23 protein-coding genes are annotated in these 25,802 nt (G+C 51.0%); 6 read left to right on the top strand and 17 right to left on the bottom strand.

Annotation, left to right across the window (positions count from 1 at the left end; genetic code table 11):
• Positions 1-101: 101 nt before the first annotated feature.
• Complete coding sequence (locus tag FED52_RS03115; protein ID WP_138858916.1) at positions 102-2,810, top strand: EAL domain-containing protein; 2,709 nt, start codon at positions 102-104, stop codon at positions 2,808-2,810.
• Positions 2,811-2,841: 31 nt separating this feature from the next.
• On the opposite strand, the gene FED52_RS03110 is transcribed toward FED52_RS03115, so the two are convergent.
• Entirely contained in the window at positions 2,842-3,108 is a 267-nt protein-coding gene (locus FED52_RS03110; RefSeq protein ID WP_034778955.1) for a hypothetical protein, read from the bottom strand.
• Positions 3,105-3,833, bottom strand: coding sequence for a DUF3784 domain-containing protein (locus tag FED52_RS03105; protein WP_138858915.1), 729 nt, complete (start codon positions 3,831-3,833; stop codon positions 3,105-3,107). Before FED52_RS03105 ends, FED52_RS03110 begins: the two co-directional genes overlap by 4 nt.
• Before the next feature lie 124 nt (positions 3,834-3,957).
• Between FED52_RS03105 and FED52_RS03100 the strand changes: the two genes are divergently transcribed.
• Positions 3,958-4,431 carry a DinB family protein gene (locus tag FED52_RS03100; protein ID WP_058764471.1) on the top strand — a complete coding sequence of 158 codons (474 nt, stop codon included), beginning with the start codon at positions 3,958-3,960 and terminating at the stop codon, positions 4,429-4,431.
• A 34-nt stretch (positions 4,432-4,465) separates the two neighbouring features.
• Here the strand turns inward: FED52_RS03100 and FED52_RS03095 are convergent, their stop codons facing one another.
• Complete coding sequence (locus FED52_RS03095; RefSeq protein WP_138858914.1) at positions 4,466-5,707, bottom strand: UDP-glucose dehydrogenase family protein; 1,242 nt, start codon at positions 5,705-5,707, stop codon at positions 4,466-4,468.
• 126 nt (positions 5,708-5,833) lie between these two features.
• Here FED52_RS03095 and FED52_RS03090 point away from each other — a divergent pair, with 126 nt between their 5' ends.
• The 4 genes from FED52_RS03090 (at position 5,834) to FED52_RS03075 (ending at position 8,748) form a co-directional block, all read left to right on the top strand.
• A complete protein-coding gene (locus FED52_RS03090; protein ID WP_138858913.1) occupies positions 5,834-6,079 on the top strand; it encodes a hypothetical protein in 246 nt (81 codons plus the stop codon).
• 121 nt (positions 6,080-6,200) lie between these two features.
• Positions 6,201-7,460: a poly-beta-1,6-N-acetyl-D-glucosamine synthase gene (gene pgaC, locus FED52_RS03085; RefSeq protein ID WP_138858912.1), complete on the top strand. Its 1,260-nt coding sequence runs from the start codon at positions 6,201-6,203 to the stop codon at positions 7,458-7,460.
• Positions 7,418-7,897, top strand: coding sequence for a poly-beta-1,6-N-acetyl-D-glucosamine biosynthesis protein PgaD (gene pgaD / locus FED52_RS03080; protein ID WP_138858911.1), 480 nt, complete (start codon positions 7,418-7,420; stop codon positions 7,895-7,897). Before pgaC ends, pgaD begins: the two co-directional genes overlap by 43 nt.
• Entirely contained in the window at positions 7,897-8,748 is an 852-nt protein-coding gene (locus FED52_RS03075; protein ID WP_167491761.1) for a polysaccharide deacetylase family protein, read from the top strand. Before pgaD ends, FED52_RS03075 begins: the two co-directional genes overlap by 1 nt.
• A gap of 35 nt (positions 8,749-8,783) precedes the next feature.
• Here FED52_RS03075 and FED52_RS03070 read toward each other — a convergent pair whose 3' ends face one another.
• The 14 genes from FED52_RS03070 to FED52_RS03005 form a co-directional block, all read right to left on the bottom strand.
• The gene (locus FED52_RS03070; RefSeq protein ID WP_138858909.1) at positions 8,784-9,428 is read right to left on the bottom strand and encodes a thioredoxin domain-containing protein; all 645 of its coding nucleotides are present in this window, start codon (positions 9,426-9,428) and stop codon (positions 8,784-8,786) included.
• Between the two features lie 138 nt (positions 9,429-9,566).
• The gene (locus FED52_RS03065) at positions 9,567-12,935 is read right to left on the bottom strand and encodes an Ig-like domain-containing protein (RefSeq protein WP_138858908.1); all 3,369 of its coding nucleotides are present in this window, start codon (positions 12,933-12,935) and stop codon (positions 9,567-9,569) included.
• A gap of 138 nt (positions 12,936-13,073) precedes the next feature.
• Positions 13,074-13,715 carry a sugar transferase gene (locus tag FED52_RS03060; protein ID WP_138858907.1) on the bottom strand — a complete coding sequence of 214 codons (642 nt, stop codon included), beginning with the start codon at positions 13,713-13,715 and terminating at the stop codon, positions 13,074-13,076.
• Between the two features lie 12 nt (positions 13,716-13,727).
• Entirely contained in the window at positions 13,728-14,786 is a 1,059-nt protein-coding gene (gene rfbB / locus FED52_RS03055) for a dTDP-glucose 4,6-dehydratase (protein ID WP_138858906.1), read from the bottom strand.
• Complete coding sequence (gene rfbA, locus FED52_RS03050) at positions 14,692-15,663, bottom strand: glucose-1-phosphate thymidylyltransferase RfbA (protein WP_138858905.1); 972 nt, start codon at positions 15,661-15,663, stop codon at positions 14,692-14,694. The genes rfbB and rfbA overlap by 95 nt, the downstream gene beginning before the upstream one ends.
• Positions 15,660-16,838, bottom strand: coding sequence for a DegT/DnrJ/EryC1/StrS family aminotransferase (locus FED52_RS03045; RefSeq protein ID WP_138858904.1), 1,179 nt, complete (start codon positions 16,836-16,838; stop codon positions 15,660-15,662). The genes rfbA and FED52_RS03045 overlap by 4 nt, the downstream gene beginning before the upstream one ends.
• A gap of 10 nt (positions 16,839-16,848) precedes the next feature.
• Positions 16,849-17,565, bottom strand: coding sequence for a WbqC family protein (locus tag FED52_RS03040; protein ID WP_138858903.1), 717 nt, complete (start codon positions 17,563-17,565; stop codon positions 16,849-16,851).
• Positions 17,566-17,577: 12 nt separating this feature from the next.
• Positions 17,578-18,708 (bottom strand): glycosyltransferase family 4 protein, encoded by a 1,131-nt coding sequence (locus FED52_RS03035; protein ID WP_138858902.1) that lies wholly within the window; start codon positions 18,706-18,708, stop codon positions 17,578-17,580.
• Complete coding sequence (wecB, locus tag FED52_RS03030; RefSeq protein ID WP_138858901.1) at positions 18,705-19,862, bottom strand: non-hydrolyzing UDP-N-acetylglucosamine 2-epimerase; 1,158 nt, start codon at positions 19,860-19,862, stop codon at positions 18,705-18,707. Before wecB ends, FED52_RS03035 begins: the two co-directional genes overlap by 4 nt.
• On the bottom strand, positions 19,789-20,973 hold the full coding sequence (locus tag FED52_RS03025; RefSeq protein WP_138858900.1) for a polysaccharide biosynthesis C-terminal domain-containing protein: 1,185 nt from the start codon (positions 20,971-20,973) through the stop codon (positions 19,789-19,791). Before FED52_RS03025 ends, wecB begins: the two co-directional genes overlap by 74 nt.
• Positions 20,970-21,995, bottom strand: coding sequence for a polysaccharide biosynthesis protein (locus FED52_RS03020; protein WP_138858899.1), 1,026 nt, complete (start codon positions 21,993-21,995; stop codon positions 20,970-20,972). The genes FED52_RS03025 and FED52_RS03020 overlap by 4 nt, the downstream gene beginning before the upstream one ends.
• A 190-nt stretch (positions 21,996-22,185) precedes the next feature.
• The gene (locus FED52_RS03015; protein WP_138858898.1) at positions 22,186-23,727 is read right to left on the bottom strand and encodes an oligosaccharide flippase family protein; all 1,542 of its coding nucleotides are present in this window, start codon (positions 23,725-23,727) and stop codon (positions 22,186-22,188) included.
• A gap of 15 nt (positions 23,728-23,742) precedes the next feature.
• Entirely contained in the window at positions 23,743-24,807 is a 1,065-nt protein-coding gene (locus FED52_RS03010; RefSeq protein WP_138858897.1) for an EpsG family protein, read from the bottom strand.
• Between the two features lie 22 nt (positions 24,808-24,829).
• On the bottom strand, positions 24,830-25,765 hold the full coding sequence (locus FED52_RS03005) for a glycosyltransferase family 2 protein (protein ID WP_167491759.1): 936 nt from the start codon (positions 25,763-25,765) through the stop codon (positions 24,830-24,832).
• Positions 25,766-25,802: the final 37 nt, after the last annotated feature.

Raw genomic sequence — 25,802 nt, 5'->3', positions numbered from 1 at the left:
GAAGACCCGACCTTTGTCGGGTTTTTTTTCGTGGGGCAGGATTTCCCTCGAAAGACTCGAACACGAAAGATAGAATGGGAAGAGAAAGAAGGAGGTGTCCGATGGGAAATAATCGATTCGCTAAAATTCCGTACCGAACTTACACGATGGCCCTCGCCGTCGCTTGTCTCATCGGCGTATTGTTATTCGGGCTCGGACTGAGCTATTACTGGAAAGAAAAGCACGTCGCCGTCGATGAAACGGTGCGCGACTTGAACCATGCCTCCGACTTGGCCGGGGTCGAGTCGTACCTCGTCTTGCATCACGCGGCCAAACTGTACGAGACGAACTCCGAGCAACCGACCGCCCTGTTGTCGGCCCCGTACCGTGAACGGGCGCTCCAATACAATCTTCAACTGCTCGACGACTTCGAGACCGGGGTCGATGAACGGGAACGGGACGCCCTGCTCCGTTTCTCCGAACAGCTCGAGGACACGTTGAACGAAGACGGGTCGAGCCGATTCGAGGCCGTACCGTTCGACGTCATCGCGTCGATCAATCGGCGCTGGCTCTACCAAGGTCTCGAGCGGACCGCCCAGGCGAACACGGCCTATGAATTGACCGACGCCGTCATGCGGATGCAGATGGCGTTCGTCGAAGGTGTGACGAATCTGCTCGCCGAGACACCAAACCGAGACCAGCTCGACTTCGAGGTCTCGACGATCGCGAACGAGGCTCGGCTGATCGAAGACATCGTCGCGACCGATCCGTCGCTGAAAACCAAATCGGTCGAAGACTTGATCGAGAGCGCGCTCGCACTCGGACGCGTGACGGCCGCCAATTCGACGCTCGAGGCCCGTTACGTCAACGGGACGAGCTTCTATGAGGACTCACACGCCGCCCTTCAAACCGTGCGGTCGACGGCAGATGACACGCTCATGGCCGAGCGTGACCGTTACGGGACGCTCGCCATCGCCGCCCTTCTCATCACGATGCTGTTGTCGGCGGGTCTTCTGCTCGCCCTCTGCTACACACGCAATATGTATGCCCACGACTTGGCGCACTTGAAGGCCCGTGCCCTCGCCATCGACCCGAGCGCGGAACCGGTCGCGGAATCATTCCCGCCGAACCATGACTTCCGCGGCATCGAGGACGAACTCCGCGAGATTGCCGTCAGTGTCCACTCGACGGTGCACACGCTCGAGACACAATCGGACGACCTGCTCCGGTATCATGAGCGCTGGTCGTCGCTCTTCTCCGAGACGGGACTCGCCATCGCCTTGATCGATGACACGTACGACTTCATCGAACGAAACGATGTGTTCCGCCAGTTCTTCGGGGAACGTAACTTATATGAGATCAACCAACTGTTCACCGACACGGGACGCCGCCTGTTGCGCGAGGCGCTCGCCGGGGTGACGGAGAACGGGACGAGCGCCCAGTTCATCTTGCATTTGAAAGGTGAGCACGTCCGCTTCTTGAACGTCAAGATCATCCCGCTCAAACGCGGCGAGACGCTCACCTATTACCTCATCCTCGAAGATGAGACCGAGCGTGTCGAGCGTGAGCGCAAAGTCGACCGGCTCGTCCGCTTCGACCTCGCCACCGAGCTCTATAACGAGTACGGTTTCCTCCGCGCGTGGGAGAAACAAGACATCGAAGGCACGTTCCTGTTGATCAAACTGAACGATTTCCATCACCTCGTCGACTGGTACGACCCGACGTATGCCGACCTGCTCATGACCGAGTTCGCCCGGCACGTTGAGGACCGGCTCGAGAAGTACGCGCACCACTTGTTCGGCCGCTACCGTGACGATACGCTCATGCTGTACGTGAAAGGGCTCCGTAACGTCGACGAGACCGAGTTGCTGGAGCTGTTCCCGACCGAGCTGTTGATCAACCAGAAACGCCAGACCGTGCATCTTCAAATCGGGGCGACCCATACGACGCCGAACTATAACGACTGCCTGTTCGAGGCGACAAAGGCTCTCCAACACGCCAAAGAGACGCGGACGCCGTTCGTCTGGTACGACTCGAGCATCCTCGCCCAGCTCCAATGGGCCGCCTTGATCGAACAGGCGCTCCCGGAGGCGATCGAACAAGGCCATATCACCGTCGCCTATCAGCCGCAAGTCGAGTTGAAGACGGGCCGTGTCGTCGGGGCCGAGGCGCTCGCACGCTGGCAGCACCCGGACATCGGCTACGTGCCGCCGAACGAGTTCGTCCGCATCGCCGAGCGGTCCGATCAAATCCTTTGGTTATCGCATTCGATCCTTGATTTGGTCGTGCAACAGCTCGTTTCCTGGCGCGATACCCCGTTCGCCGACATCTCGTTGTCGTACAACTTGTCGGCCCATTCCGTCGACCCGTCGATCGTCACGAAGCTGCGCGACTTGGTCGAGACGTATCCATGGCTCCCGGATCGGTTGAAGATCGAGCTGACCGAGTCGGCCGACATCATGTCACACACGAACGAGCTTGAGCGGCTCGAAGATATCGCCGACCTCGGCTATTGCCTGTCGATCGACGATTTCGGTACCGGCTACGCCTCGTTCGAAGCGATCTGGCACTTACCGATCCAAGAAGTGAAGATCGACCGCATGTACGTCAGCGGAAAAGCGAAGGACAGCACGTCGTTCCTCCGCGCCGTCTCCCGATTCGCGAGCGAACAAGAACTGACCTCGCTCGCCGAGGGGATCGAGACGAAGCAAGACTTGGATCGCATCCTCGCCGAAGGCGTCGAGCTTGGCCAAGGTTACTACTACGCCCCGGCCCTCGACACGATTGCGTTCGAGGCGTGGGTGAATGAAAAAAGAGGCCGTCTCGCCTAAGCGAGAGCCCCGTTCGACCGGCTGACACATGTCAGCCGGTTTTTCGTTTGAGGAGATTGAAGACGAGCTTCAGCGCGATCAACAGTCCGATGACAGGCAAGATGACGGGCAGCGAACCGCGCGGCAACAGACCGAACACGATGAACATCGTCATCCCAATGGCGAAGAACAGCTTGACGCCTCGCTCGTGTCCCTCGAACTTCTCCCAGCGCCAGACGAGAAGCAGTAACGTCAGCGGCGCGAACAAAAACGTCAAGAAGAAGAACGGCATATGACGTGTGTACCAGGGTTGGGTCATTTCAATCGTACCTCCTCATACAACGCCTCCGTCGCTTCGTTCGACTCCACGTTCACGTAGATCGGCTTGCCGCTCCAGTCGATGCGAACGGCGGCCTCGATGTCCCGGTCGAGAAAGACGAGCACGTCCTCCCCGCCTGTCGTCCGGAAGTGACCGGCCAAGCGTGAACCGACGGCGGCACCGTTCGTCCGGCGGTCGAGACTTGGCCGATATGTCAACGTGACGGTTTCGATGTCATCGTACAGAATCGTCTCGCTGTAGCTGCCCTCGATGACGAGCGCCGAGTCGGTGAACGTCACCTCGGTCGGTTGGTTGAACCAGAACAAGAGACCTCCGACAAAACCCAAGATGAGCGTCAAGACGAGGACGAGCGGGATGAGCCGTTTTTTGCCGCCGGGACGAAGTTTCCCGCGCTCATCAAAAATATTCCCGTCATACTTTTGGCTGCGCCAAAGCGTGACGACGACGAGCAAGACGATGAGCAGGAAGAACGGCTCGAGCGGAATGTCGAGACCAGACATGTCGATGGCAGCGATGACGAGAAAGATGCTTGCGATGCCGTAACACATGAAGCCAAGCAATCGTGCCACCGCCTTGATGTCGACGCGCGCCTTGTCCTCACGCTTCATCGTGTTATATCCCGAGATGAGGAAATGCCAGCCCAAGCGATGGACGGCAAATCCGAGCAAGAATAAAATGAGTGCTGCAATCACGAGTCCCCACATAGAGGTGTCCCCCTTTCTTCTATAGTGTACGAGAAAAATGGACCAAATGTTTCAAAATCATAAGGCGTGCCAATGACTTGGACGATATCTTATACTGGAATCAGAACGCTCAAGGAGGAATTCGATGTATCGGACAAAAGCAGACTTTCTACAAGATTGGACCAAGTCCTCGACCGGCACGCTCGACGTGCTCCGCGCCGTCACCGACGAGGCGCTCGGCCAGGAGATCGTCCCCGGTCATAACTCACTCGGCTGGATCGGTTGGCACGTGACGACCGCGCTCGGTTATTTCACGAACTTGCTCGGCTTCCGGCTGTCGGCCCTGAAGAGTTTGACACAACCGACCGACGCGGCACTGATCGCCGATCAATATGCGCGTTACGCCGATGAGATCGCGAAAGCGGCCGAACAGTTCTCGGACGAGTACCTGCTCGAAGAAGTCGACGTCCACGGCGCGAAGCAACCGCGCGGTGCCGTCTTGCGCATGATGATCGACCATCAGACGCACCACCGCGGCCAAATGACGGTGCTCCTCCGTCAAGCGGGACTCACGGTCCCTGGCGTCATGGGCCCGACGAAAGAACAGATGAAGGCGTGAAAAAAGGCGAGACCCCGCGGGGCCTCGCCTCTCGTCACATCGATGACGGCGTATTCGCCTTGTTTTGCATCCGGCCAATCCCTTCGTATTGGACAGTACCCGGGTCGCGTGCATATTTCCACGCGTTACGAGCGTCGATCAACCGTTTTGTCCGCATCCCGTCGAAAGCTTCCGGCTTCAAGTTGACGAGCTCGTCCCATTCCGTGACGAGGATGGCGACGTCCGCTCCTTTGAGCGCCGCCTCGACCGTCATCGCCTGTGGATAGTCCCACTTGGCGAGCGGGTCATAGCCGATGATATCGATTTCACGCAATGCCAAGTGACGAGCGAGCGTGACCGACGGTGCGTCACGCATATCGTCCGTACCCGGTTTGAAGGCGAGACCGAGGAAGGCGACCTTGAGGCCGCTCTTGTGCTCGACTTTCGAGGCGACGTAACCCATCTGGGCGTCGTTCGAGTGCATTGCGGCACTGATGACCGGCAAGTCGAGCCCGTTCTCGTGGGCGACGTTCAAGAGCGCGTGCATGTCTTTCGGGAAGCACGAGCCCCCGTAACCGAGGCCGGCGTTCAAGAACGAACGTCCGATGCGCGGGTCGAGACCCATCCCGTCGGCGATCGTCGTGATGTCCGCCCCCGCCTTGTCGGCGAGACGCGCCAAGTCGTTGATGAAACTGATTTTCGTGGCGAGAAACGCGTTCGAGGCGTACTTGATGAACTCCGCGTCAATCGGCGACGTGCAGACGAGCGGGACACCGAGGCGTCCATAGATGCCCGCGAGTTCCTCGCACATCTCGAAGTTGTCACTGCCGATGACGACACGGTGCGGTTTCAACACGTCGGCGAGCGCGCGCCCTTCTTGGAGAAACTCGGGGACGACGGCGAACGTGTGGGCCGGGTACATGATCGACAGCATGTCGGTCGTCCCCGGTGGCACGGTGCTACGGATGATGATCTTTTGTTTCGACTTCACCTCGGACAAGGCCGCGTCGACGAACGTCAAGTCACAGCTGCCGTCGCTCTTGCTCGGCGTACCGACCGCAAGGATGAGGTAGTCGACCGTTTCTGTGTCGGTGATCGAGTCTGTGAACGTGATCGATCCAGGATAGTCACGTAACACATCTGCCATGCCCGGCTCGTGGAACGGAACGTCCCCGCTCATGAGACGAAGCAGTCTCGGTTGATCTTTCTCGACACCGATGACCTCATGCCCCGCTTTCGCCAGTCCGCACAGGGTGGCCAGTCCGACATAGCCAAGGCCGATGATTCCAAATTTCACGATAATTCCTCCTTCAATAGTCTTCTCCTAACAGTAACGAAAAGCGGCGAGCAAGGGAAGGCTCTAACACTCTGTGAATATTCTCTGCTATAATGAGTCAAAATGAGGCTAGAAAGGAATAACCGCATGGGATTGCTCGCTTTCTTTTTGATTTCGCTGTTCGTGTTCTACTGGTTTCCTATTCGAGGTGGACTCAAGACTTTCCTGCTTATCTTGATCATGATCAGCGGATGGCTGTCGATTTTCGAGCTCGTCGCGATCATCGAAGCCCGTCCATGGGTCGCTGCCCCGGTCCTCGCGCTCATCGGTTTGTTCGTTTGGAAGTGGCGCAAAGACAGACAACAGAAACAAAACAAGCAACAAAGCATTTGACAGCGACGTCGAGTGCTTTTTTCAGTTGCCACATAACTTTTTTAAGAATGATGGGAAAGTATTTTTTTGATGCTATCATACTTGCATCACACCGTTTTTTTGAAAATAAGGGGAGACTATTATGACTTTTTACGGGCTCGACATCGCACCTTGGATCGAACCACTGTCCCAGTTCGTGTTTTGGTATCCGTTCTTCATGGCGCTGTTTTGGATCTCGGGCGCCCTCTTGTTCAGCTTGACGCGAGAGAAAGAGGAAGAACTCGACTTGAACGAGCGGGAATGGCCGCTCATCAGCATCTTGATTCCTTGTTATAACGAAGAAGAGACGATTGCCGAGACGATCGAGTACTTGGACCGGCTCACGTATCCGAATTTTGAGATCATCGCCGTCAACGATGGCAGCCGTGACAAGACCGGTGACATCCTCGTCGGTCTCGCCGATGAGTACGAGCGTTTGCGCGTCATCGACTGTCACGAGAACCGGGGCAAGGCGAACGCGTTACATATGGCCGCCCACGCCGCCCGCTCCGAGTATTTGCTCTGCGTCGACTCGGACGCGTTCCTGAGCGAAGAAGCCCCGTACTATCTCGTCCGTCACTTCTTGAACCGCGGCGAACGCGTCGGGGCCGTCACCGGAAACCCGCGCATCCGTAACCGCGACACGCTCCTCAGCCGGATGCAGCTCGTCGAATACTCGTCGATCATCGGCTCGATCAAACGCACACAGCGCGTCATGGGGAAAATCATGACCGTCTCCGGCGTCATCGTCATGTTCCGGAAGAAAGCATTGCTGTCGGTTGGGCTCTGGGACCGCGACATGATCACGGAAGACATCGCCGTCTCATGGAAGCTCCAGAAGAACTTCTGGGACATCCGCTACGAGCCGCGCGCCCTCTGTTGGATGCTCGTCCCGGAGTCGATCTCCGGCATTTGGAAACAGCGCGTACGCTGGTCGCAAGGCGGACAAGAAGTCGTCCTACGTCACTTCGACATCTTCAAAGACTGGCGCCAGCGCCGGATTTGGCCCGTCTATATCGAGCAGGTCGTCAGCGTCCTCTGGGCATACGCCTGGCTCATCGTCACGGTGTACCTGTTCGTGACGGCCGACACGATGCAAGATCTATTGATTTGGTTCACCTATAACTCGTTCGCGCTCGTTCTCGTCAGCCACGTCCAGTTGATCATCTCGCTCTGGAACGACGCCCGTTACGATAAAGTGTTCAAATATTACGTTTGGGCCGCTTGGTATCCGGTCATCTACTGGATGCTCAACACGTTCGTCGTCATCGCGGCGACGCCGAAAGCGATCAAGGCCCGTGTGAAAGGAGGTTATGCGACATGGAGTTCACCAGACCGGGGGACACGGAGAAGCAGCCTGTAAGTGAGTTATATGATTATGAGCAAGAGATTCTCGTCAAGACGAAACAGAACGTGTTCCGCAAAGGAATCGAGCTGTTGCTCACGGCCGTGTTCTGGTTTTACACGTTCATCGTCACGTGGTTCTTCTTGAGCGCCGTCCTGAACGTGAACGACCGCTATATCGCCATCCTCAAGACCGCCTTGAACGTCACGAACGCCGACATCCGCGAGCTGCTCTTCTTCGGGCTCGTCTCCTCGTTCGTCGCCGCTCTCCTTCTGTTCATTTGGCGGACGTACAACAAACGGAAATATGGACCGCTCAACCGGCGTCAGATGCCGAAAGACACGACGCTCGACGATTGGCTCGCCCTCGACTTGATGGAGCCCGAGGACATCCATCGCCTCCAGTCCGATAAAGTCATCGTCTTCGAGAAAAACCCGGTGAAAGAGTTGAAATGATGCGCTACTTCAAATGGATATTCGCGCTCCTATTGATTGGGGGCATCGCCTGGAAAGTATATGATGTGTCCTCGACGACACATGAAGAAGTGCCCGATGCGGCGCTCCTCCCCAAAGACAACGTCTGTCTCGGTCTCAATTACCACCGCGTCAAACGGCCGAACGCATGGAACAAGCTCGTCGAGTCCGTGACCGGCGCCTCCGAACTGGTTCGCTATAACGTCTACGCCGACGAGTTCGAGCAGCAGATGACATGGCTTCAAGACGAAGGCGTCCATTTCGCGACGCAAACTGACCTATCACGTTACCTTGCCGGCGAACCGATCCCAGACAAATGTGTCTGGCTCTCGTTCGATGACGTCGATCATACCGTCTACGAGAACGCGTTCCCGATTTTACGAGACAAACAAATCCCGTTCACGCTGTTCATCATCACCGGTCACGTCGGCGAGGCGTTCCAAAACTTGGACCTCGCCCCGTGGACCGAATTGAAGGATATGCAGGACAGTGGACTCGCCGACTTCGGGACGCATACGCATGACATGCATTATGTCGAAGACGGGGGCGCCGTGTTCTTGCCGGAAGACAGGCAAGACGAACTGCGGCAAGATTTGGAGACGAGTGTCGCCGCCATCGAGTCAGAGCTCGGGACGCGCGTCACGACGATCGCCTATCCGTTCGGCAACACGAGCGATGCGGTCACCGAAACGGTACAAGACCTCGGTTTTGAGCAGGCTTTCATCTTGAGCCCGAACCCGATCACGCCGGACAACGATCCGTTTTACATGAACCGATACTTGCTCGACGCCGAACTGTTCGAGTTCTTCGTCAAACCGTATTTCGAGAATTGATGATGCAACCCCTCGTCGCCGGACGAGGGGTTGTTTTAGTTCTCGGGGAGTTCGACTTGATCACCGACCTCGATCGTTCCATCCATGACGTGTTCCATCTCGTCTAAGCTGAACGCGTCCACGAGCTGGATGCCGTCGACGTACACCGTCGGCACGTACTTGACACCTAAGTCCCGCGTGAACAGCCGTGAGTTCTGGATGCCGATATCGACGTGGTTCTCAAGCAGTTCGTCCACATTCAGGTTGAACTCAGAGGCGATTTTTTGGACATGGGCTTCCGTCCCGAAGCCGTCCGACCCCGAGTCGTGTCCGATGGCGCGCTGCACTTCATAGTAACGGTCCGGGATGAGCCGTTCCACGTTATAATCCACGTTCGCGAGCAGTTGTGACTGTTCGTTCAACAGGACAAGCGGCTGTCCTTTGAACGTCGCCTCGCCCGTGTCAATCCAGCGCTCCTCGATCTCCGGTAGTACCTCTTCCATCCACTTCTTGCACCACGGGCAGCTGTAGTCGAAGACGAACACGATCTCGTGCTTGCCTTCCCCGAGCGCGACCTTGTCCTCGAGCGGAAGCTCGTACTTCGTGTATGTATGCAGCTTCGTCGACTCGACGGCCTCACTTTGGCTGCAGGCAGAAAGGATCAGGATGAGTCCGACGAATAGTAGATAAAATCGTTTCATGTATAAACCTCCATTTGCTCATTAATTCACATATTTAGTTATACCATGTCTGCCCGACAGACTCGAGTGACGTTATCGTGAAGTTCATCATAAGAAACGACACATAAGAAAACGAGCGGACCCTATGGCCCGCTCGTGTCATTTGACGACGCGTGTCGTCTTTTTCAATTCTTGATACCCGCTCTGTGTCATCTTCACGGTGACGGTCACGCCTGGTTTCTGGCGTGAGATTGTCAGCCTATAGTTTCCTTTTGAATCGACTTTCGCGGTCTTGCTGATGAGCCTTGTCCCGACATACGCCTTGACCGTCGCCCCTTTATTCCCTTTTCCGGTGATGATGTTAGACGTCGACTTCACCGAGTTGACGCTGAACGTCCGGAACGTGTTTAGGACTTTTCTCGAGGCTGTGCTCGACATGTTCCCGGCCGCGTCTTTCGCGCGTACAGAGACAGTCGCTCCTGGCTTCGTCGTCTTCACGTTATAGCGATATGAACCGCCACTCGATGCTTTCGTCGTGTATGTGCGTCCGTTATACGTAATATAAACGGTCGCGCCTTTCTCTGCTTTCCCCGACACATACGTCGATTTGTTTGTGAGCGTCGAGACAGTCGGTTTCGTCGGCGCTACACGATCCTTAACTTTCAACGTCGAAGTTTTAGTTCCACCGAATGCGTCTTTGGCTACAACCTTAAGTGTTTCGTTTGCTACTGGATAGCGATACAAGACGACCGCGAACTTCCCATCTTTGTCCGCACGGTTTGTACCAACTTTTTTACCCACTGTATCATACACATCGATTGTAATGAACTTGTCTGCATATCCTGTAAGACTCTTTCTGTTATTAGAAGATTCAAGTTTATTTGGAGCGATTACTTTAGATGGGCCAGTCAAACGTTTTGAGAACTCATACTTAGTCGTGCCATCGGGATTTTTCATTATGAGTTTTACATCCAACGGGAACGATACTTTTCTATTCGTTTGAATAAGACTAGTGTATGGGTTGTATCTATTTTCATTTCCGGTCCACTTTTGTCCATTCAAATAGATTTGGTAATGTTGATAAGACAACTTCCGATTTTCGTTAGCAAACCAAATCTTCGAACCATCTTGATTGACTCGAATATCACCGACCCGATGATCCATGGCACGAATATATTCTTGTACTTTATTTCCTGCCAAATCAGTCATAATCAATCGAATCGAACTTGAGTGAACCGAGAACGGGTAATCTAACCCTATTTTAAAATACCCTTCTGCATTTGCTGTTGTAAGTTTCGCCAAGTGCCCGCTTCCGATTTGAATTTTTGTGAATGGCTCTGTCTTGCCTGCTATGAATTGATCTCCATATAGAATTGGATTAATTCCTCTTGGGTTAGGCGGTGTAGTGTCTTTAACAATAAATGTGGTCGGTTCCGCTACTAATCCAGCCACGTTTTCCCCTTCGATAACAATTTTATCGATTCCAAGTTCTTTAAGTGTCTTATTTCCCTCATCATCGAACAAAACTACAAAGCGTTGACCTTTCCATGATTTTTTACTATCGATATCCACAATTTTAGTTTTAAGTAATTTACTCTTTGAATAATAAGAGACACTCAATTTTTTTAAAGCATCATCTGACTTCACACTTATCTCAGGATACTCTTCTGGTATTATTAATTCTCTGTAAATTGTGAATACTGGAGATGTGATGTCTTGAGGTGTAATCACGAAGTTAGCCCGATCAGATTGATTGTCTCGTTCAACCGAAATAGTAATTGGTAAATCTAGCTTAGACTTTTTAGCAAAGGTGAAGTTTCCATTTGAATCTGCCGTTAATTGCTGAACCGGTAAATTGAAATCATTTAGATTGTATTGAGATTCATGTATCTTAACCGTTGCATTCGGCTCCGTCTTACCTTTAATCGTTTGTTCGCCTTCAATAAAATTCTCAAATGTCGGCTGGGAAATCGGATTGAAGATTCCTTCAACAAACTTTGATTCACGATTTTCATCGACATAAACTCTTACCTTATATTTATCACCAGTTTGAAGTTTATCGACTTGCTTCCCTTCTGGGCCAATCGGTTCATTGTAGACTTCAATCTCACCATTCTTTTTCTCGATTTGTGCCTCTACATATAGTTGAGATGTTGTCGAGAAATCACTAGAAATCGAGAGAGAGTTGTCAATCGTCTTAATGATTGGACTCGGTAATAGTCGCTTGTCTTCTATTTCTATCGATTTGATTAATTGCCAATCTCCAGTTTGTTGAACCACATAAACGTCATATGATCCAGAATGAAACTTCGGCAATTCAATTTGAAGATCCCCTTGTGTATCTGAAGTTGAGTGCAGCTCACCGTAATGTTGATTTTGATATTTAATCACAAAGTCTTTGTTAGGGTATGTCTTCGCCACTAGTTTGCTTTGTTCGGATGTGACTGGATTAACGACCTCAAACTTAAATTGGTTCACGTCAAACGCCATTTCCCGTTCGAACTTAGCAACCACCTCTCCATTACGTATGACCTCAATCAAACGGAATGGGGATTTTCCAATTTCTACATAGTTCGAAATTCTTCCCATACTATCGGAAGTCGCTATTACTTTCCCATCAACCTTAACAACAGCATCAGGGAATGTGTATCCTGTTAAATCATAAATATTGAATTCACTTAACGAATAAAACGGGATTACAGCTGAAGCTTGAAACGGTTTTACCATTGTTGGTCCTACTAGTTCTGTATTTGTCGTAGGCTCAACAATTTTATAATTAAAACCGTCTAATACTTCTTTCTCTTGTAAAGGGACATAGTTGTGAAAATCACCATCTTCATCGGCTGTAAATTCATATTCCATGCCTGCCCCTGTTACAAATTTGAGTTTCAAGTAAGGAACTGTTTTCCCAGTAATGTAACCCGAGCCATAGTCAAACAGATTGGATTGGAACAAGTAACTCGGTTTATCATTCACGTTTTGAACCGTCGTTGTGGTGCTACGATTGCCATTGTACTGTGAATAAAACTTCACTTCTTGGGCTGCTTTTAGCGGAATAGACAACTTATTAATCCCACTGTAAGAACGCCCGTCATAAATGGCTACAATCGTATGATCATCTCGTGCTGAGAACTTCATTTCATTATTGTAGATTCCAAGATATTGTGCCGGATGCACATTTGTCGATAAATCCTCAGAAGCGTATGCAGTCCACTTCCATTCTGCATAACCTTCTTTTGTGATTTGATACAAATGGATTTCCGAACTCGTCATTTTGTTAGTAAGGGTATACGTAAACTGCCCCGTCGTATTCGTTTGGAGGTTCACTAATTGACCGTCCACGTTTAACTGAACTTGAGTGTTTGGCTCTGCTTGCCCGGTGATTACTTTACTGTCCTTGCTAAAAGGATCAATATTATACGTTGTTGCTCCGTGCACACTTTCGCCCATTGGATAGAACGAAAATGTTCCAATCACTAGACACATAATGAATGTAAGCATAGCGATTTTCGATTTCATGATTCTCATTTTCTTGCCGCCTTTTTCTATTCGAATTAAATCCTTATAAAATATATCACCTCCTTCAAATGTTTATCTTTTCACTTTTATAGAACAGGTGAATTCAGCATGACAAAAAACGACAAAAAGAATTGCGCCCGAGTTTTTCTAACTCAAGTGCAATTCTTTTTGAGGTTCTCTCCTAGTTTCATTCCCCATAAACGCCTCCATCGTTGCCGCCGTATCCGACGAGATACCGTCCTTCTTCACGACTTTACCGACCGTCTGCAAGATGATTTTCCAGTCGTTGAGAAACGTGATGTTGTTGACGTATTTCACGTCGAGCGCGAAACGATCCGGCCATGACAGCCGGTTCCGTCCGTTCACTTGGGCGAGGCCTGTCAGTCCAGGCCGGACGTCGTGACGTCGGCGCTGCTCCTCGTTATAACGCGGTAAATACTCGACGAGCAACGGGCGCGGTCCGACGATGGCGATGTCACCCTTGACAATGTTGAGCAGACTCGGCAGCTCATCGAGACTGAGCGACCGGAGCGTCTGACCGAACGGGGTCAACCGTACCTCGTCCGGTAGCAGCTCGCCGTGCTCATCCCGCTCATCGGTCATCGTCCGAAACTTCATCATCTCGAAGATGACGCCGTCTTTCCCGGGACGTTTTTGTTTGAACAGCACCGGTCCTCCGAGCTTCCACTTGATGAGACCCGCGACCGTCACGAGGACGGGACTTAAAACAAGCAGTGAGATCGTCGCAAGAATCATGTCTTGCGGACGTTTCACAAAACGTGCATACATGGGAACTCCCTCCTATCGGAACGAAGAATACATCGAGTCGTAGTAGGATTGATACGCACCGGATACAATCCGTTCAATCCATTCAGGATGCTCCACATACCATTGAATCGTCTCGACGATTCCATCTTCAAATCGATATCGCGGGGTCCATCCGAGTTCGTCGGCCATCTTGGTCGCGTCGATCGCGTAACGTCGATCGTGTCCCGGACGGTCTTTCACGAATTGAATCAACTCGTCTGACTGTCCGAACGCTTTAAGGATGATGTGAACGAGCTCCAAGTTTGTTTTTTCATTATGCCCCCCGATGTTGTAAACCTCACCGAACCTTCCGTTCTCTCGAACAACATCGATGGCCTCACAGTGATCGCTTACATACAACCAATCCCGAATCTGTTGCCCGTCGCCGTAAACCGGTAACGGCAAGTTCGACATACAGTTATGAATCATGAGCGGAATGAGCTTCTCTGGGAACTGGTACGGCCCATAGTTGTTGCTGCATCGCGTCGTCTTGACCGGCAACCCGTACGTCTCGTGATAAGCCCGAACGAGCAGGTCAGAGCTCGCTTTCGAGGCCGAATACGGGCTGTTCGGGGCAATCGGCGAGTCCTCGGTGAAATAACCGGTCGCGCCGAGTGACCCGTACACTTCATCCGTCGACACATGGACAAAACAGACGCCTGCCTCATACTCCCGGCTGTACTTATCATCAGGGGCGACTTTCCAATGACGCATCGCCGTGTCGAGCAGCACTTGCGTCCCGAGAACGTTTGTCGTCAAAAACAGTTCAGGCTCGGTGATGCTACGGTCCACATGCGATTCTGCTGCGAAGTGGACGACTTCATCGACTTCATACTTCGTGAACAATCGGTCCATTGCTTGCCGATCACGAATGTCGGTTTTCTCGAAATGGTAGAGGGGATCTGCCTCGAACTCCCGAAGGTTCTCGAGATTCCCTGCATACGTGAGCGCATCGACGTTAAGAATGCGGTACGCTGGATGTTTTGCCCGCAAGTGTTTTATGAAATTTGAACCGATGAACCCGGCTCCGCCAGTCACTAGGATTGTTCGCATCCGTTCTCTCTCCTTCCTCGACGAGTGATAAGAGATATTGTCCATAATCGGTCATCTTGAGCGTCAAACCGATATCCTTCAACTCGTCTCGTGTGATGAATCCGCGACGCCAGGCGATTTCTTCGAGACAGGCGATGTAATAACCTTGCCGCTCTTGGACCGTTTGGACGAACACGGACGCTTTGATCATACCTTCTGGCGTTCCGGTGTCGAGCCATGCCATCCCTCGTCCGAACAGCACGACGTTCAACTCCCCGCGCTCGAGATACATGTTGTTGATCGACGTGATTTCAAGTTCGCCCCTTGCGGAAGGTTCGACACGTTTGGCGAATTCGACAACTTGATTGTCGTAGAAGTATAGTCCCGGGACCGCATAATTCGATTTTGGGGCCGCCGGTTTTTCTTCAATCGAGACGACCCGGTTTTCGGCATCGAATTCGACGACACCAAAGGCTCGCGGATCTTTTACCGGGTAGCCAAAGACAGTCGCCCCTTGTTTTTTCGCTTGCGCGTGTTTCAAGAAGCGCGTCAAATCGGGTCCGTAAAACACGTTATCCCCTAAGATGAGACAGACCGAATCATCGCCGATAAAATCCGCTCCTAGAATAAAGGCGTCGGCCAGTCCGACCGGCTTCGTCTGCACTTTATAGGAAATGTCGATGCCGAGCTGATGGCCGTCCCCGAACAGACGCTCATATCCACCGATATCTTGCGGGGTCGAAATGAGCAGGATTTCTCGAATCCCCGCTAACATCAACACGGACATCGGATAGTAAATCAACGGTTTATCGTAGATCGGTAACAGTTGTTTGGAGACGGCCTTTGTCATCGGATAGAGGCGCGTTCCGTTCCCGCCTGCTAATATGATGCCTTTCATCGTTTCATCATCCTTTCTTGAATCACCGTGCAAATCCGTGTCACGTCTTCTGCGGCAAGGTCTGGATAAAGCGGAAGTGTCAGCACCCGCTCGGCAATCTCACGGGCGACGGGGGTGCTGCGGCTCGCAAACCGGTTCTGATTCCACGCATAATCCGTCACGAGCGGATAGAAATACTTCCGGGTGAAGATACCTTCCTTCGCCAAGGCGTCATGCAGCTCATCCCGTCGATTCTCCTCCGCCGTCAAGATGATGGGATAATAGGAATGGTTCGTTTTGACGCCGGGTTGAGGTGTCAGGATTCGAATCCCTTGGACGTTTTTGAGTAACGCGTCATATTGCTCACGCACGCGTTTCCGACGCATGATCGTCTCCTCGATATGACGCAAGTTACATAACCCCATCGCAGCCTGAAACTCATTCATTTTGGCGTTTCCACCCGGCTCTTGAACCGTTTCCGGGCCAGTAATGCCAAAGTTTTTCAACTGATCGAAACGGGGCTTCAAGGCCGGGTCATTGTACGTCAAGGCGCCACCTTCAATCGTATGGAACACTTTCGTGGCGTGGAAACTGAACATCGAGACGTCCCCGAACGAGCCGATTCCTCGACCGTTCACGTTGACGCCGAACGTATGGGCCGCGTCATAGATCACTTTCAGGTTGTGTTGCTTGGCAATCGCTTCGATTGCCTCGACGTCGCATACATTTCCGTACACATGGACGGGTAGGATGGCCGAGGTTTTCGTCGTGATCAGTCGCTCTAATTTGGAAGCGTCGAGTGTAAAGTCGTCTGGACGGATATCCCCGTACACGGGTGTCAGCCCTTTACGGATTAAGGCGTGACTCGTCGAAGCAAAGGTAAAAGGGGTCGTGATGACTTCTCCCGTCAATCCGAATGCCTCGATTGCCGTCTCGAGTGCCAAGTGTCCGTTCGTGAACAGGGATACATGCTCGACTCCTAAATAATCAATCAACTCATGCTCGAGTTGCTGATGTTTGGCGCCGTTGTTCGTCAACCATCCCGATGCCCACAACTCACGAATCTCATCCGTATACTCTTCAAATGATGGGAGTATCGATTTGGTGACGGGAATAGCTTCTGGCGGACGGTCAGGCTGATTTGATGCTGGATGAGCCGGAAATGCGGCGGATTGGATATCGACGATGTGTAGCATAAGGCACCTCCTAGGTCACTTGGCGATTCGAGACGAGTGCGTACCGTTCAAGCATGAATTGGATTTCCAGTTTGGAACAATGCATCATCACGTCGATGATGGACAAGTTCGGTTGGAACGTATAGGGCCCTTGATCGTACGTGATTGAATCGGTCTTGATAAACGATAGATCAATCCTTGCCTGTTCGAACACATCGGCATCATACAAGCACATTCCGTTGATCGCATTCACGTAATGCGTCGCCCTTAACTGTTCACACATCTTGATAATCCTCGCTTGGCCCTTCAATCCGAATCCAGCGTTCAACTCCGACGAAAGAATGAATGTCGTCGAGATGCCGAGATACCGTGCGACTTCCCCGATGCCGTTTGCCAAATACTTCCCGACGTTTCGTTCGGGATGACGAATCACTCGTTCGAGCAATGGGAAGACGTGTTCGAACTGAGGGGCTTTGTGATAGGCGTGTCGCAACAGTTTCAACTGTTGTTCGGCAATCTCATCCGGTTGTGCCCGTTCATGGTCGCAAATCAAACGATTTTGGCTCATCTTTTGAATTGATAACGTGAACGGGTGAGGGTTTCCATCAATCAGGACACGATTTCGATGAATCCACCCTTTTTTGATGAAATGAACGTCGTCATACAAAACGAATGTATCGACCGCATGGATCAACTGGAAGTACCCGATATAAGGGAAGAAGTAAGGTTGCATGATGCCCACGTTCATGACGTCTCTCCTTTACGAAATGATTTGTTTCGCGCGTAACGTGTCATAGTATCCTTTGGCCGTGACATCGTTTCGATGGAACTTGACGAGTTCCCGCGATAACATGCCATGTTCGATGAGACGCTCCGGATGTTCGAGGTACTGTTCAATCCCTCGTTCGATCGATTCGACCGTGATGTCACACATGTAGCAGTTCTTTCCGTCTACGGAGTGATGGGAGACGTTATTGATTTGATCGCTGATGACGACCCCCATGCCTGAGGCTCTCGCTTCGATGATGGTCCCGTTCCCGTTCGAATACGTGGCCGGCAGGACCAAGATATCCGCTTGTTCATACACTTTCGGCATCTCGTCCCACGCCCGGATCTCATCTAAGAAGTGGACGTTCTTCAAATCGTGCTCTGCGATATATGCTTTACACGCCTCGAGTTGTTGTCCTGAATTGTTCAAATAGAGTTCGAGGGAATAGCGTTTTGATAAATTCCGATATGCTTCTAACACGAGCAGCGGCTGATAGCGTTCGACGAGACGATTCGCAAACAAAAGTTTGAACGTGTCGCCTGGCTGTTTCCGTCTCAACCCATGATCGAAGTAAGCATCAATGTCCTGTGCATATGTCGCATGCACAACTTTTTCAGGATCAAACCCGAGATGGTCCTTGAATTGCTCGACCGCTACCGTCCCCATCCCGAAATATAAGTCGGCATCCTTGAACATCCAGTGCAACAGTTTCGTTTTATATGGATTGTCTTGAGGATTCGTGAGCCGATCAGAAGGGTCGTCGTCATTTTGTAGCGGACGAATCGGTTCACTCATGACGACGGTCTTGATTCCGAACAGTTTTGCCACTCTCACGATGCCGGCATGTCCAGCCATGAATCCGCCGAGTAGGATGACATCCGGTTTGAACCGAATCAGCTCTGGGATCAATCCGAGCGAGAGATAACCGAGTTTTGGAAACCACTTCGTGTGTTTTAAGATTTGACACTTCTCGCCGAGCGGGATTTTCCACCAGTCCGGCCGATTTTGATCGAGGTGTTCATAAAACCAAAATTCAGCGTCAAAATATTCTTCCAAGGCGTAGCACAGTTTCACTTGATAAGGGGAAGCGATATTCCCGATAAAGACGAGTTTTTGTTTCATCGTTCACCCTCCCTTACGGTTTGACGGGGGTCGGTCGTGCCTTTCCATACCTCGCGTCGGACATAATCCGTGTACGAGATCAAAATCCGTACCACTTTGTCCGAGACGTTCGGCATGCTGTAGTCACTGACGAGGCGAGGCCGCTCCTGCTCCATGACGACCGACAATCCTTGTAAGATTCGCTCTTTCTCAAGCCCGACCATCAAGACGGCCCCTTCTTCCATCGCCTCCGGCCGCTCATGCGTCTCTCGGATATTCAATCCTCTCAATCCAAGGATGGAAGACTCTTCGCTGATTGTCCCGCTGTCACTGAGCACCGCTTTAGCATGCAGTTGAAGGTGGTTATAGTCGACAAATCCGAGCGGCTTGAGGAGCCGGACCAGCGGATGGAACGAGACGTTCAATTCATGAATCCGCTTCATCGTCCGTGGATGGGTGCTGACGATGACCGGTAGTCCATACTGCCCCGCGATTGCGTTCAAACTGTCGACAAGTGCCAAGAAGTGTTTGTCGGAGTTGACGTTCTCTTCTCGATGCGCCGAGACGATGAAGTAGTGGTCCGGAGTCAGTTCAAGCCGGCTCAGCACATCTGACTGTTCAATCGCCTCTCGTTTCGACATCAACACCTCGAACATCGGGCTTCCCGTCTTGATGATTCGTTCCGCCGGGAGCCCTTCTCGGAGAAGGTATTCCCGGGCGATATCGCTGTACGTCAAATTCACGTCCGCGGTATGGTCGACAATCTTCCGATTGATTTCTTCCGGAACGCGTTGGTCGAAGCAGCGGTTGCCGGCCTCCATATGGAAAATCGGGATTTTCCGGCGTTTGGCCGCGATTGCCGCAAGACAAGAATTTGTATCTCCGAGAATCAACACCGCATCCGGACGTTCGAGTTCAAGCACGGGATCGACTTGGATGAGAATGTTACCAATCGTCTCAATCGGGCTGCCCGTCGCAGAATTAAGAAAGTAATCGGGTTTTCGCAAAGAGAAATCCTCGAAAAACACTTCATTTAATTCATAGTCATAATTTTGTCCCGTATGCACGAGGACGTGCTCGATGGCCTCAGAGTGTTCCAGTTTATGAATAACGGCCGACAGGCGTATGATTTCGGGACGCGTCCCGACGATAGTCATCACTTTGAGTCGTTTCATCTTGCACCTCCATAAAGTATGTGTCCGGGTTGTTCGGGTCATAGGCCTCATTCACCCACATGACGGTCACCAAGTCGGTCGTTCCGATGTTTTCAATGTTGTGCGTATAGCCGGTTGGGATATCGAGCACACGCATCATCTCTCCCGTGACGTGATACGTATGGACCTCGTTCTCTCCGACCTTGCGGAAACGAATCAACGCCTCGCCGCTGACCACGAGGAACTTTTCATTTTTCGTGTGGTGCCAGTGGTTCCCTTTCGTGATCCCGGGCTTGGCAACGTTGACGGACACTTGTCCCCGGTCAGGTGTCCGGATGAATTCAGTGAACGACCCGCGTGCATCTTCATTCAACTTCAAGTCATAAGCGAAGCTGTCGACAGGCAAGTAACTGAGGTACGTGCTGTACAGTTGCTTCGTAAACACATCCTCTAAATTCGGGACGGCCAAGCTCTGGCGACTTTCTTTGAATGTCTGTAACAAGTCGGCGATTCGGCCGAGCTCGATTGGCGGATGGACTGCAACTTCTTCCTCATACACGGCCGGTGTTTGTCCTCTCACGTCGAGCAAGCCGATCAACGCATCGATCACGTCATCGATATACGCCAGTTGCACGGTGCGTGCCAGGTCGTGAATTTCTATCGGCAAGTCTCGTGCGACCCGATAACAAAACGTCGCGACGACACTGTTATAGTTCGGCCGGCCCCACTTTCCAAACAGGTTCGGGAAACGGAACAGATAGATGGTGCGTCCCGTCGTCTCATATTCGGCTCTCAGCACACGCTCCGCCGCGAGTTTGCTTCGTCCGTACGGATTGTCCTGGGCCGCTTGAATCGACGAGGCAAACATAATCGGCGCGTCATTGGCATGCGCGGTCAGTGCTGCGACCAAGCGCTCGGTCGACCCGGTGTTTCCTTCCGCAAAGTCGGATTCCGTTTCCGAGCGGTTCACCCCGGCCAAATGGTAGACGAACTCGGCCGTTCGGCAAAACTGCTGAAACAACGCTTCTGGTGTATCGCGTGTGCACGAGTACACGTCATGTCCCCGTGCGGTCAATTCTGCGACCAGATTCTTACCGATGAATCCAGATGCTCCGGTGACGAGAATCTTCATGATACTTTCACCCAGCTCGCAAGTTCTTGTTGGATGTAAGGAAGAGTCAATAACAGTTGCTTCACTTGCTCGACGTTCAACTGTTCTGTATTGGCCGAATTATATTCACCCTCGACCGTCAATTGCTTGCTACCCTCATTGAAGTATTTATCGTAGTTCAAGTCGCGTGTATCGGCCGGGACGCGGTAGAAGCCGCCCATATCTTCTGCGACGACATTCTCTTCTCGTGTCAACAGCGTCTCGTATGACTTCTCACCATGCCGTGTGCCGATGACTTTAATCGGGTTGTTCGCTTGGAACAGCTCGAGCAACGCTTGCGCCAATACCCCGATCGTCGACGCCGGTGACTTTTGGACCATGATGTCTCCCGCGTGTGCATTCTGGAAGGCGAAGACGACAAGTTCGACCGCGTCTTCGAGACTCATCAAGAAACGTGTCATGAACGGGTCGGTCACGGTCAACGGTTCACCTCGTTTGATTTGATCGACGAAGAGTGGAATGACAGAACCCCGTGATGCCATGACGTTTCCGTAGCGCGTGCCGCAAATCAACGTCTGCTCCGGTCCGACGGCTTTCGCTTTGGCGACGAATACTTTTTCCATCATCGCCTTAGAAATGCCCATCGCATTGATTGGATAGGCCGCCTTGTCGGTCGATAGGCAAATGACTTTTTGAACTTGTTGCTCGATGGCCGCGTTCAAGACGTTGTCCGTTCCCAACACGTTCGTTTTCACTGCCTCTAGTGGGAAGAACTCACAGGAAGGGACTTGTTTCAACGCCGCGGCGTGGAATACATAATCGACACCGTACATCGCGTTTCGCACACTGTTCACATCACGGACGTCACCGATATAAAATTTGAGTTTGTCGTCATGATACAGTTTACGCATGTCGTCCTGTTTCTTCTCGTCTCGTGAAAAGATACGAATCTCTTTAATATCAGTTTTCAGAAAGCGCTGCATAACGGCGTTTCCGAATGATCCGGTTCCTCCAGTAATCAATAACGTCTTGTCTGTAAACATTGCAAATCCTCTCCTTTTCATGATGTCAGTTGCTTCTAAAGGTGATGGGAAAGTTGGGTTGGAAACAATTGCAATGACGTTGATACTATCGTGTTACCCGTCTCATTATGAGAATAGGAAAGAAATGTTTATCATTTTTTTGAAAGATGACATGTCTAATGTTTGCGTCCTATGAAAAAAGACACCCCGTTCAGGATGTCTTCGATGCATGACGGACAAACCCACGCAACAATTCTTTTTCATCATCCCGAAACGTGAACATCCATAGAAAGATAAAGTAGACGAGACCGAGCACAACAGCTTTAAAGAGGAAGTGAATGAGTGAATCGACAGGCAGATATCGTTGGAATAAGAAGCCGGAAATTCCTAGAAAAATTAAGGCCGGCGCAATCTTCACATGACATTCGTAGAAGAATTTCCACATATTCAATTTCAAGACACGTAAGTACACCAGGTTCATAAATATGACGGTACCAACCAAATTCCCAATCAAGATGGCAATGGCAGCACCGATTGCACCATAATGCGGCGACAAGATAAGCGATAAAATCACACTGACCGTTGCGACAATGAGGGATGCGAACGCCCGATACTTAATTTGATTGACGGCAATTAACGTCGTATAGGCGATTTCTTGCGTCAATGTGATGAGCCCCGGAAGAATGAGTAGCAACGCAACCACATAGGATGGAAAGAAGTCCGGTCCGACCCAAAGTCCGATGAACTCCCGACCCATCGTCGCAAAACTGATGATAATCAAGCCGACGATATACAATTGGATACGTCCGACACGAATCAACAAATGATCCAATTCGGACTGACGATTATAGGTCGTCATTCGCGTGACTTTCGGGAGGAATAGAGATCCAATCGCTGATGATATTGTCCAAACGTATCCTTCAATGACCATCCCGATTGAGAATAAAGCGATGGACGCACTACTCGCTAAAGCCCCGAGAATCGTCGGGGTGATGTTTAAAATGAAACGCTGCGCGATAGCGATGACTGTCGTCCAGGAGGAGAAAGAAAAGATATCCCGGTACATTGAACGACTGTTGTGTAAAAAATCAATCGCTGTCTCCGTTTTACGGAGCAAGTAGATGCCTTTCCCGATAATGATGGATAACCCGACAATGGCATTGACAAAAACGAGCGCATACAAGCCAAACCCGAACAAAAGCGCTCCAATCATTAAAACGACAGTCGACACTTTCTCAATCAAGTTGAACCAGTTGAGGACGACAAATCGCTCATTGGCGATAAAAATTCCATTGAACGGTTTGGTCGGAAACAAGACGACGATGTAAAAACCGACCATGATGTACAACACTTGGAGCGTCTCGACTTCAGCAGGCGATAGGCTTGCGTAAATCGTGTCGATCATTACATAGACCCCAATCAGAACGAGGCCAATCAACAGCGCGATGCCAATAAAAAGTTTGAACGCGACACCTAGAAAACGGGACGCTCCTTCTGAATCTCCGAGCGCATGATATTTTGACAGGAAGCGTGACACCGCCGCCTCCAAGCCGAAATCTAGCGCGAAGATGCTGACGAGCGACAGCGATAGCATATAGAGTCCATAGTTCGCCTTCCCGATTTCCGCAATCATCCATGGTGTGTAGAACAGCCCGGCGAGGATATTAAATCCGATGGCGATGTAAGACATGAGTACACCGATTTTGATTTGTCGTGAACTTTTTTGTTCATCAAACTCCACTTTCGTCGTCACCAGATTCCCCTCCCCTTATTTCTGTTGCCAAAAGAACATATAAAGTGGTTCGTTACGGACAAACAAGAGCAGCAGCATCGTGATGGCCACGTAATAGACGAGCAGGCGCTCCCGACGTTCGAAGGAACGAATCAGTTCTGGGATCAACAACATGACGAAGATAGAAAAATATTGGACGATCCGCATCATAGAAGGGTTGATAAACGTTAGTGGCAGAAAACAAAGTGCCAATAACAAGGCATTCAAATAATGAGTCACGTTCGGATTGACCGCAATCATCTGTTCACGACGCCAAAGCGAGACAATCGTGATTAAAATCATAATCATAGAGAAGTTAAATGTACCTGCTCCCGTATAATATTCGTATTCGTTGTACCCACTAATGGTTCGGAAAAATTCGAACAGTTGGACACGAAACACGAACAAGAACGGAATCAATGCGCCCATAAAAAGTAGATACTTCGGCGTGATGGCTTTCGTCGCCAAGAAATAAAATGGGAGAAAAACGAGTGCAGATTTGTGAATCGTCGCCGCAAGCAGTACGACCCCGAGAAACGGCCAAAATCGTCTCGTTTGAATGAAGTAGTAACCAATCAATACGGCGATGGCCGTTGCAATCGTTTGGCGAATGCCAGTGATGGCAAAGAAGGCGTAAAACAAGGTCGAGAAAATCAGGAAGCTCAGCAGCGGCTCGGTCGAGTTGCGATAAATCCAAATCCCAAACGGAATGAGGAACAAAAGTGCGACCGTCAGTAAATACCATTGATAATTTTCGGTCGCAAGTTGTATCATTTTCTGCAATAAATAGTAACCAGGATCTCGACCATCCCCATCTCCAAATACGACGTCGACAAAATTTTGACCCAATCGGTCCCATGAGATTCTCTTCGTCTCATCAAACATCCATTTGTATTGCATCGTGTCAGCTCCGACACTGAAGTGACGAAAGCCTGACAATAGAATCCATTGCCCCGTCGCAATCGTCACAAACAGCAACTTACCATGCTTGATGCCATCTTCACGCAGGAGGAGCGCCGCCCATGCGATCAGAAGTAACATATTGATCAGATAAATCCACATATGACCTCCTCCTTTGCGGTTGTCAGCGATAACGAAGGTTCATCATCCCTCGATACAACGTCAATAGACGATGGTAGATGAATGACGAGACGAGCAAAGTCTTTTGATCAATCCAATTCAAATGACGGTTCCCGTCGAATCTTCGAAGCAACTCATCTCTTACTTCTGGTTCGGTCGATCGATAGATGGCTTTAAATACCGTTTTAATCTGTGGCGTCGTCTCACTATTGATTGCATCAAGTCGAATCAATAACTGTTCGAAGAAGCGAGCCGTTTCAATCGGCGCAAGGTTCGCAATTTTTTTCGTTTGTTGTTTTGCATGAATGCGTGTCTTCTCATGAGGCTCAGTGGTCATCTTAAAATGGTAACCCTCTAAAGCTAAATCAGTGAAGCACACCCAATCTTGAATGTATCGATACGATGTCGGAAACCCATTGACGCTAATGAGCGCTTGTTTCGGAATCAGTAGCGCGCATCCGCTCAAACAAGCGTCCAACAATAAATAGTTGAACATCTCTACATTCGTATACATGCCTTTCGGCTGTCTTCTCGGACGATGGATCGGATGGCCTGATTCATCAATCAGCTTCGTCCCGCACGATAAGATATAGCGATTTGCCTGATCCCCAAGTTTTTCTAAATGCTGAACCTGTGTCTTGATTTTATCGGCAGTATAGAGATCGTCATGACTTAACCAGGAGAACCATTCGCCTCGCATCTTCTCGATGCCCAAATTGAGCGCGGTCGATACCCCGCCATTCGCTTTTTCAAAGTATCGAATCCGATTCCCAAAACTACTGGCAATCGCCGCCGTCGCCCCCCCATCTGTCGAACCATCGTTGATCACAATCACTTCCACTCGCTCATACGTTTGGGCGAGGGCGCTTTCAATTGTTTCCTTCAAAAAGTCTGCCCCATTGTATACCGGGATGACAATCGAGACGAGTGGATTCTTCATTTTGCTGCCTCCTCTTGCTTCCATAATTCACATCAAA

Source organism: Exiguobacterium mexicanum (genome assembly GCF_005960665.1).
Lineage (GTDB): Bacteria > Bacillota > Bacilli > Exiguobacteriales > Exiguobacteriaceae > Exiguobacterium > Exiguobacterium mexicanum_A.
This window is presented reverse-complemented; position numbering and strand designations above follow the sequence as displayed.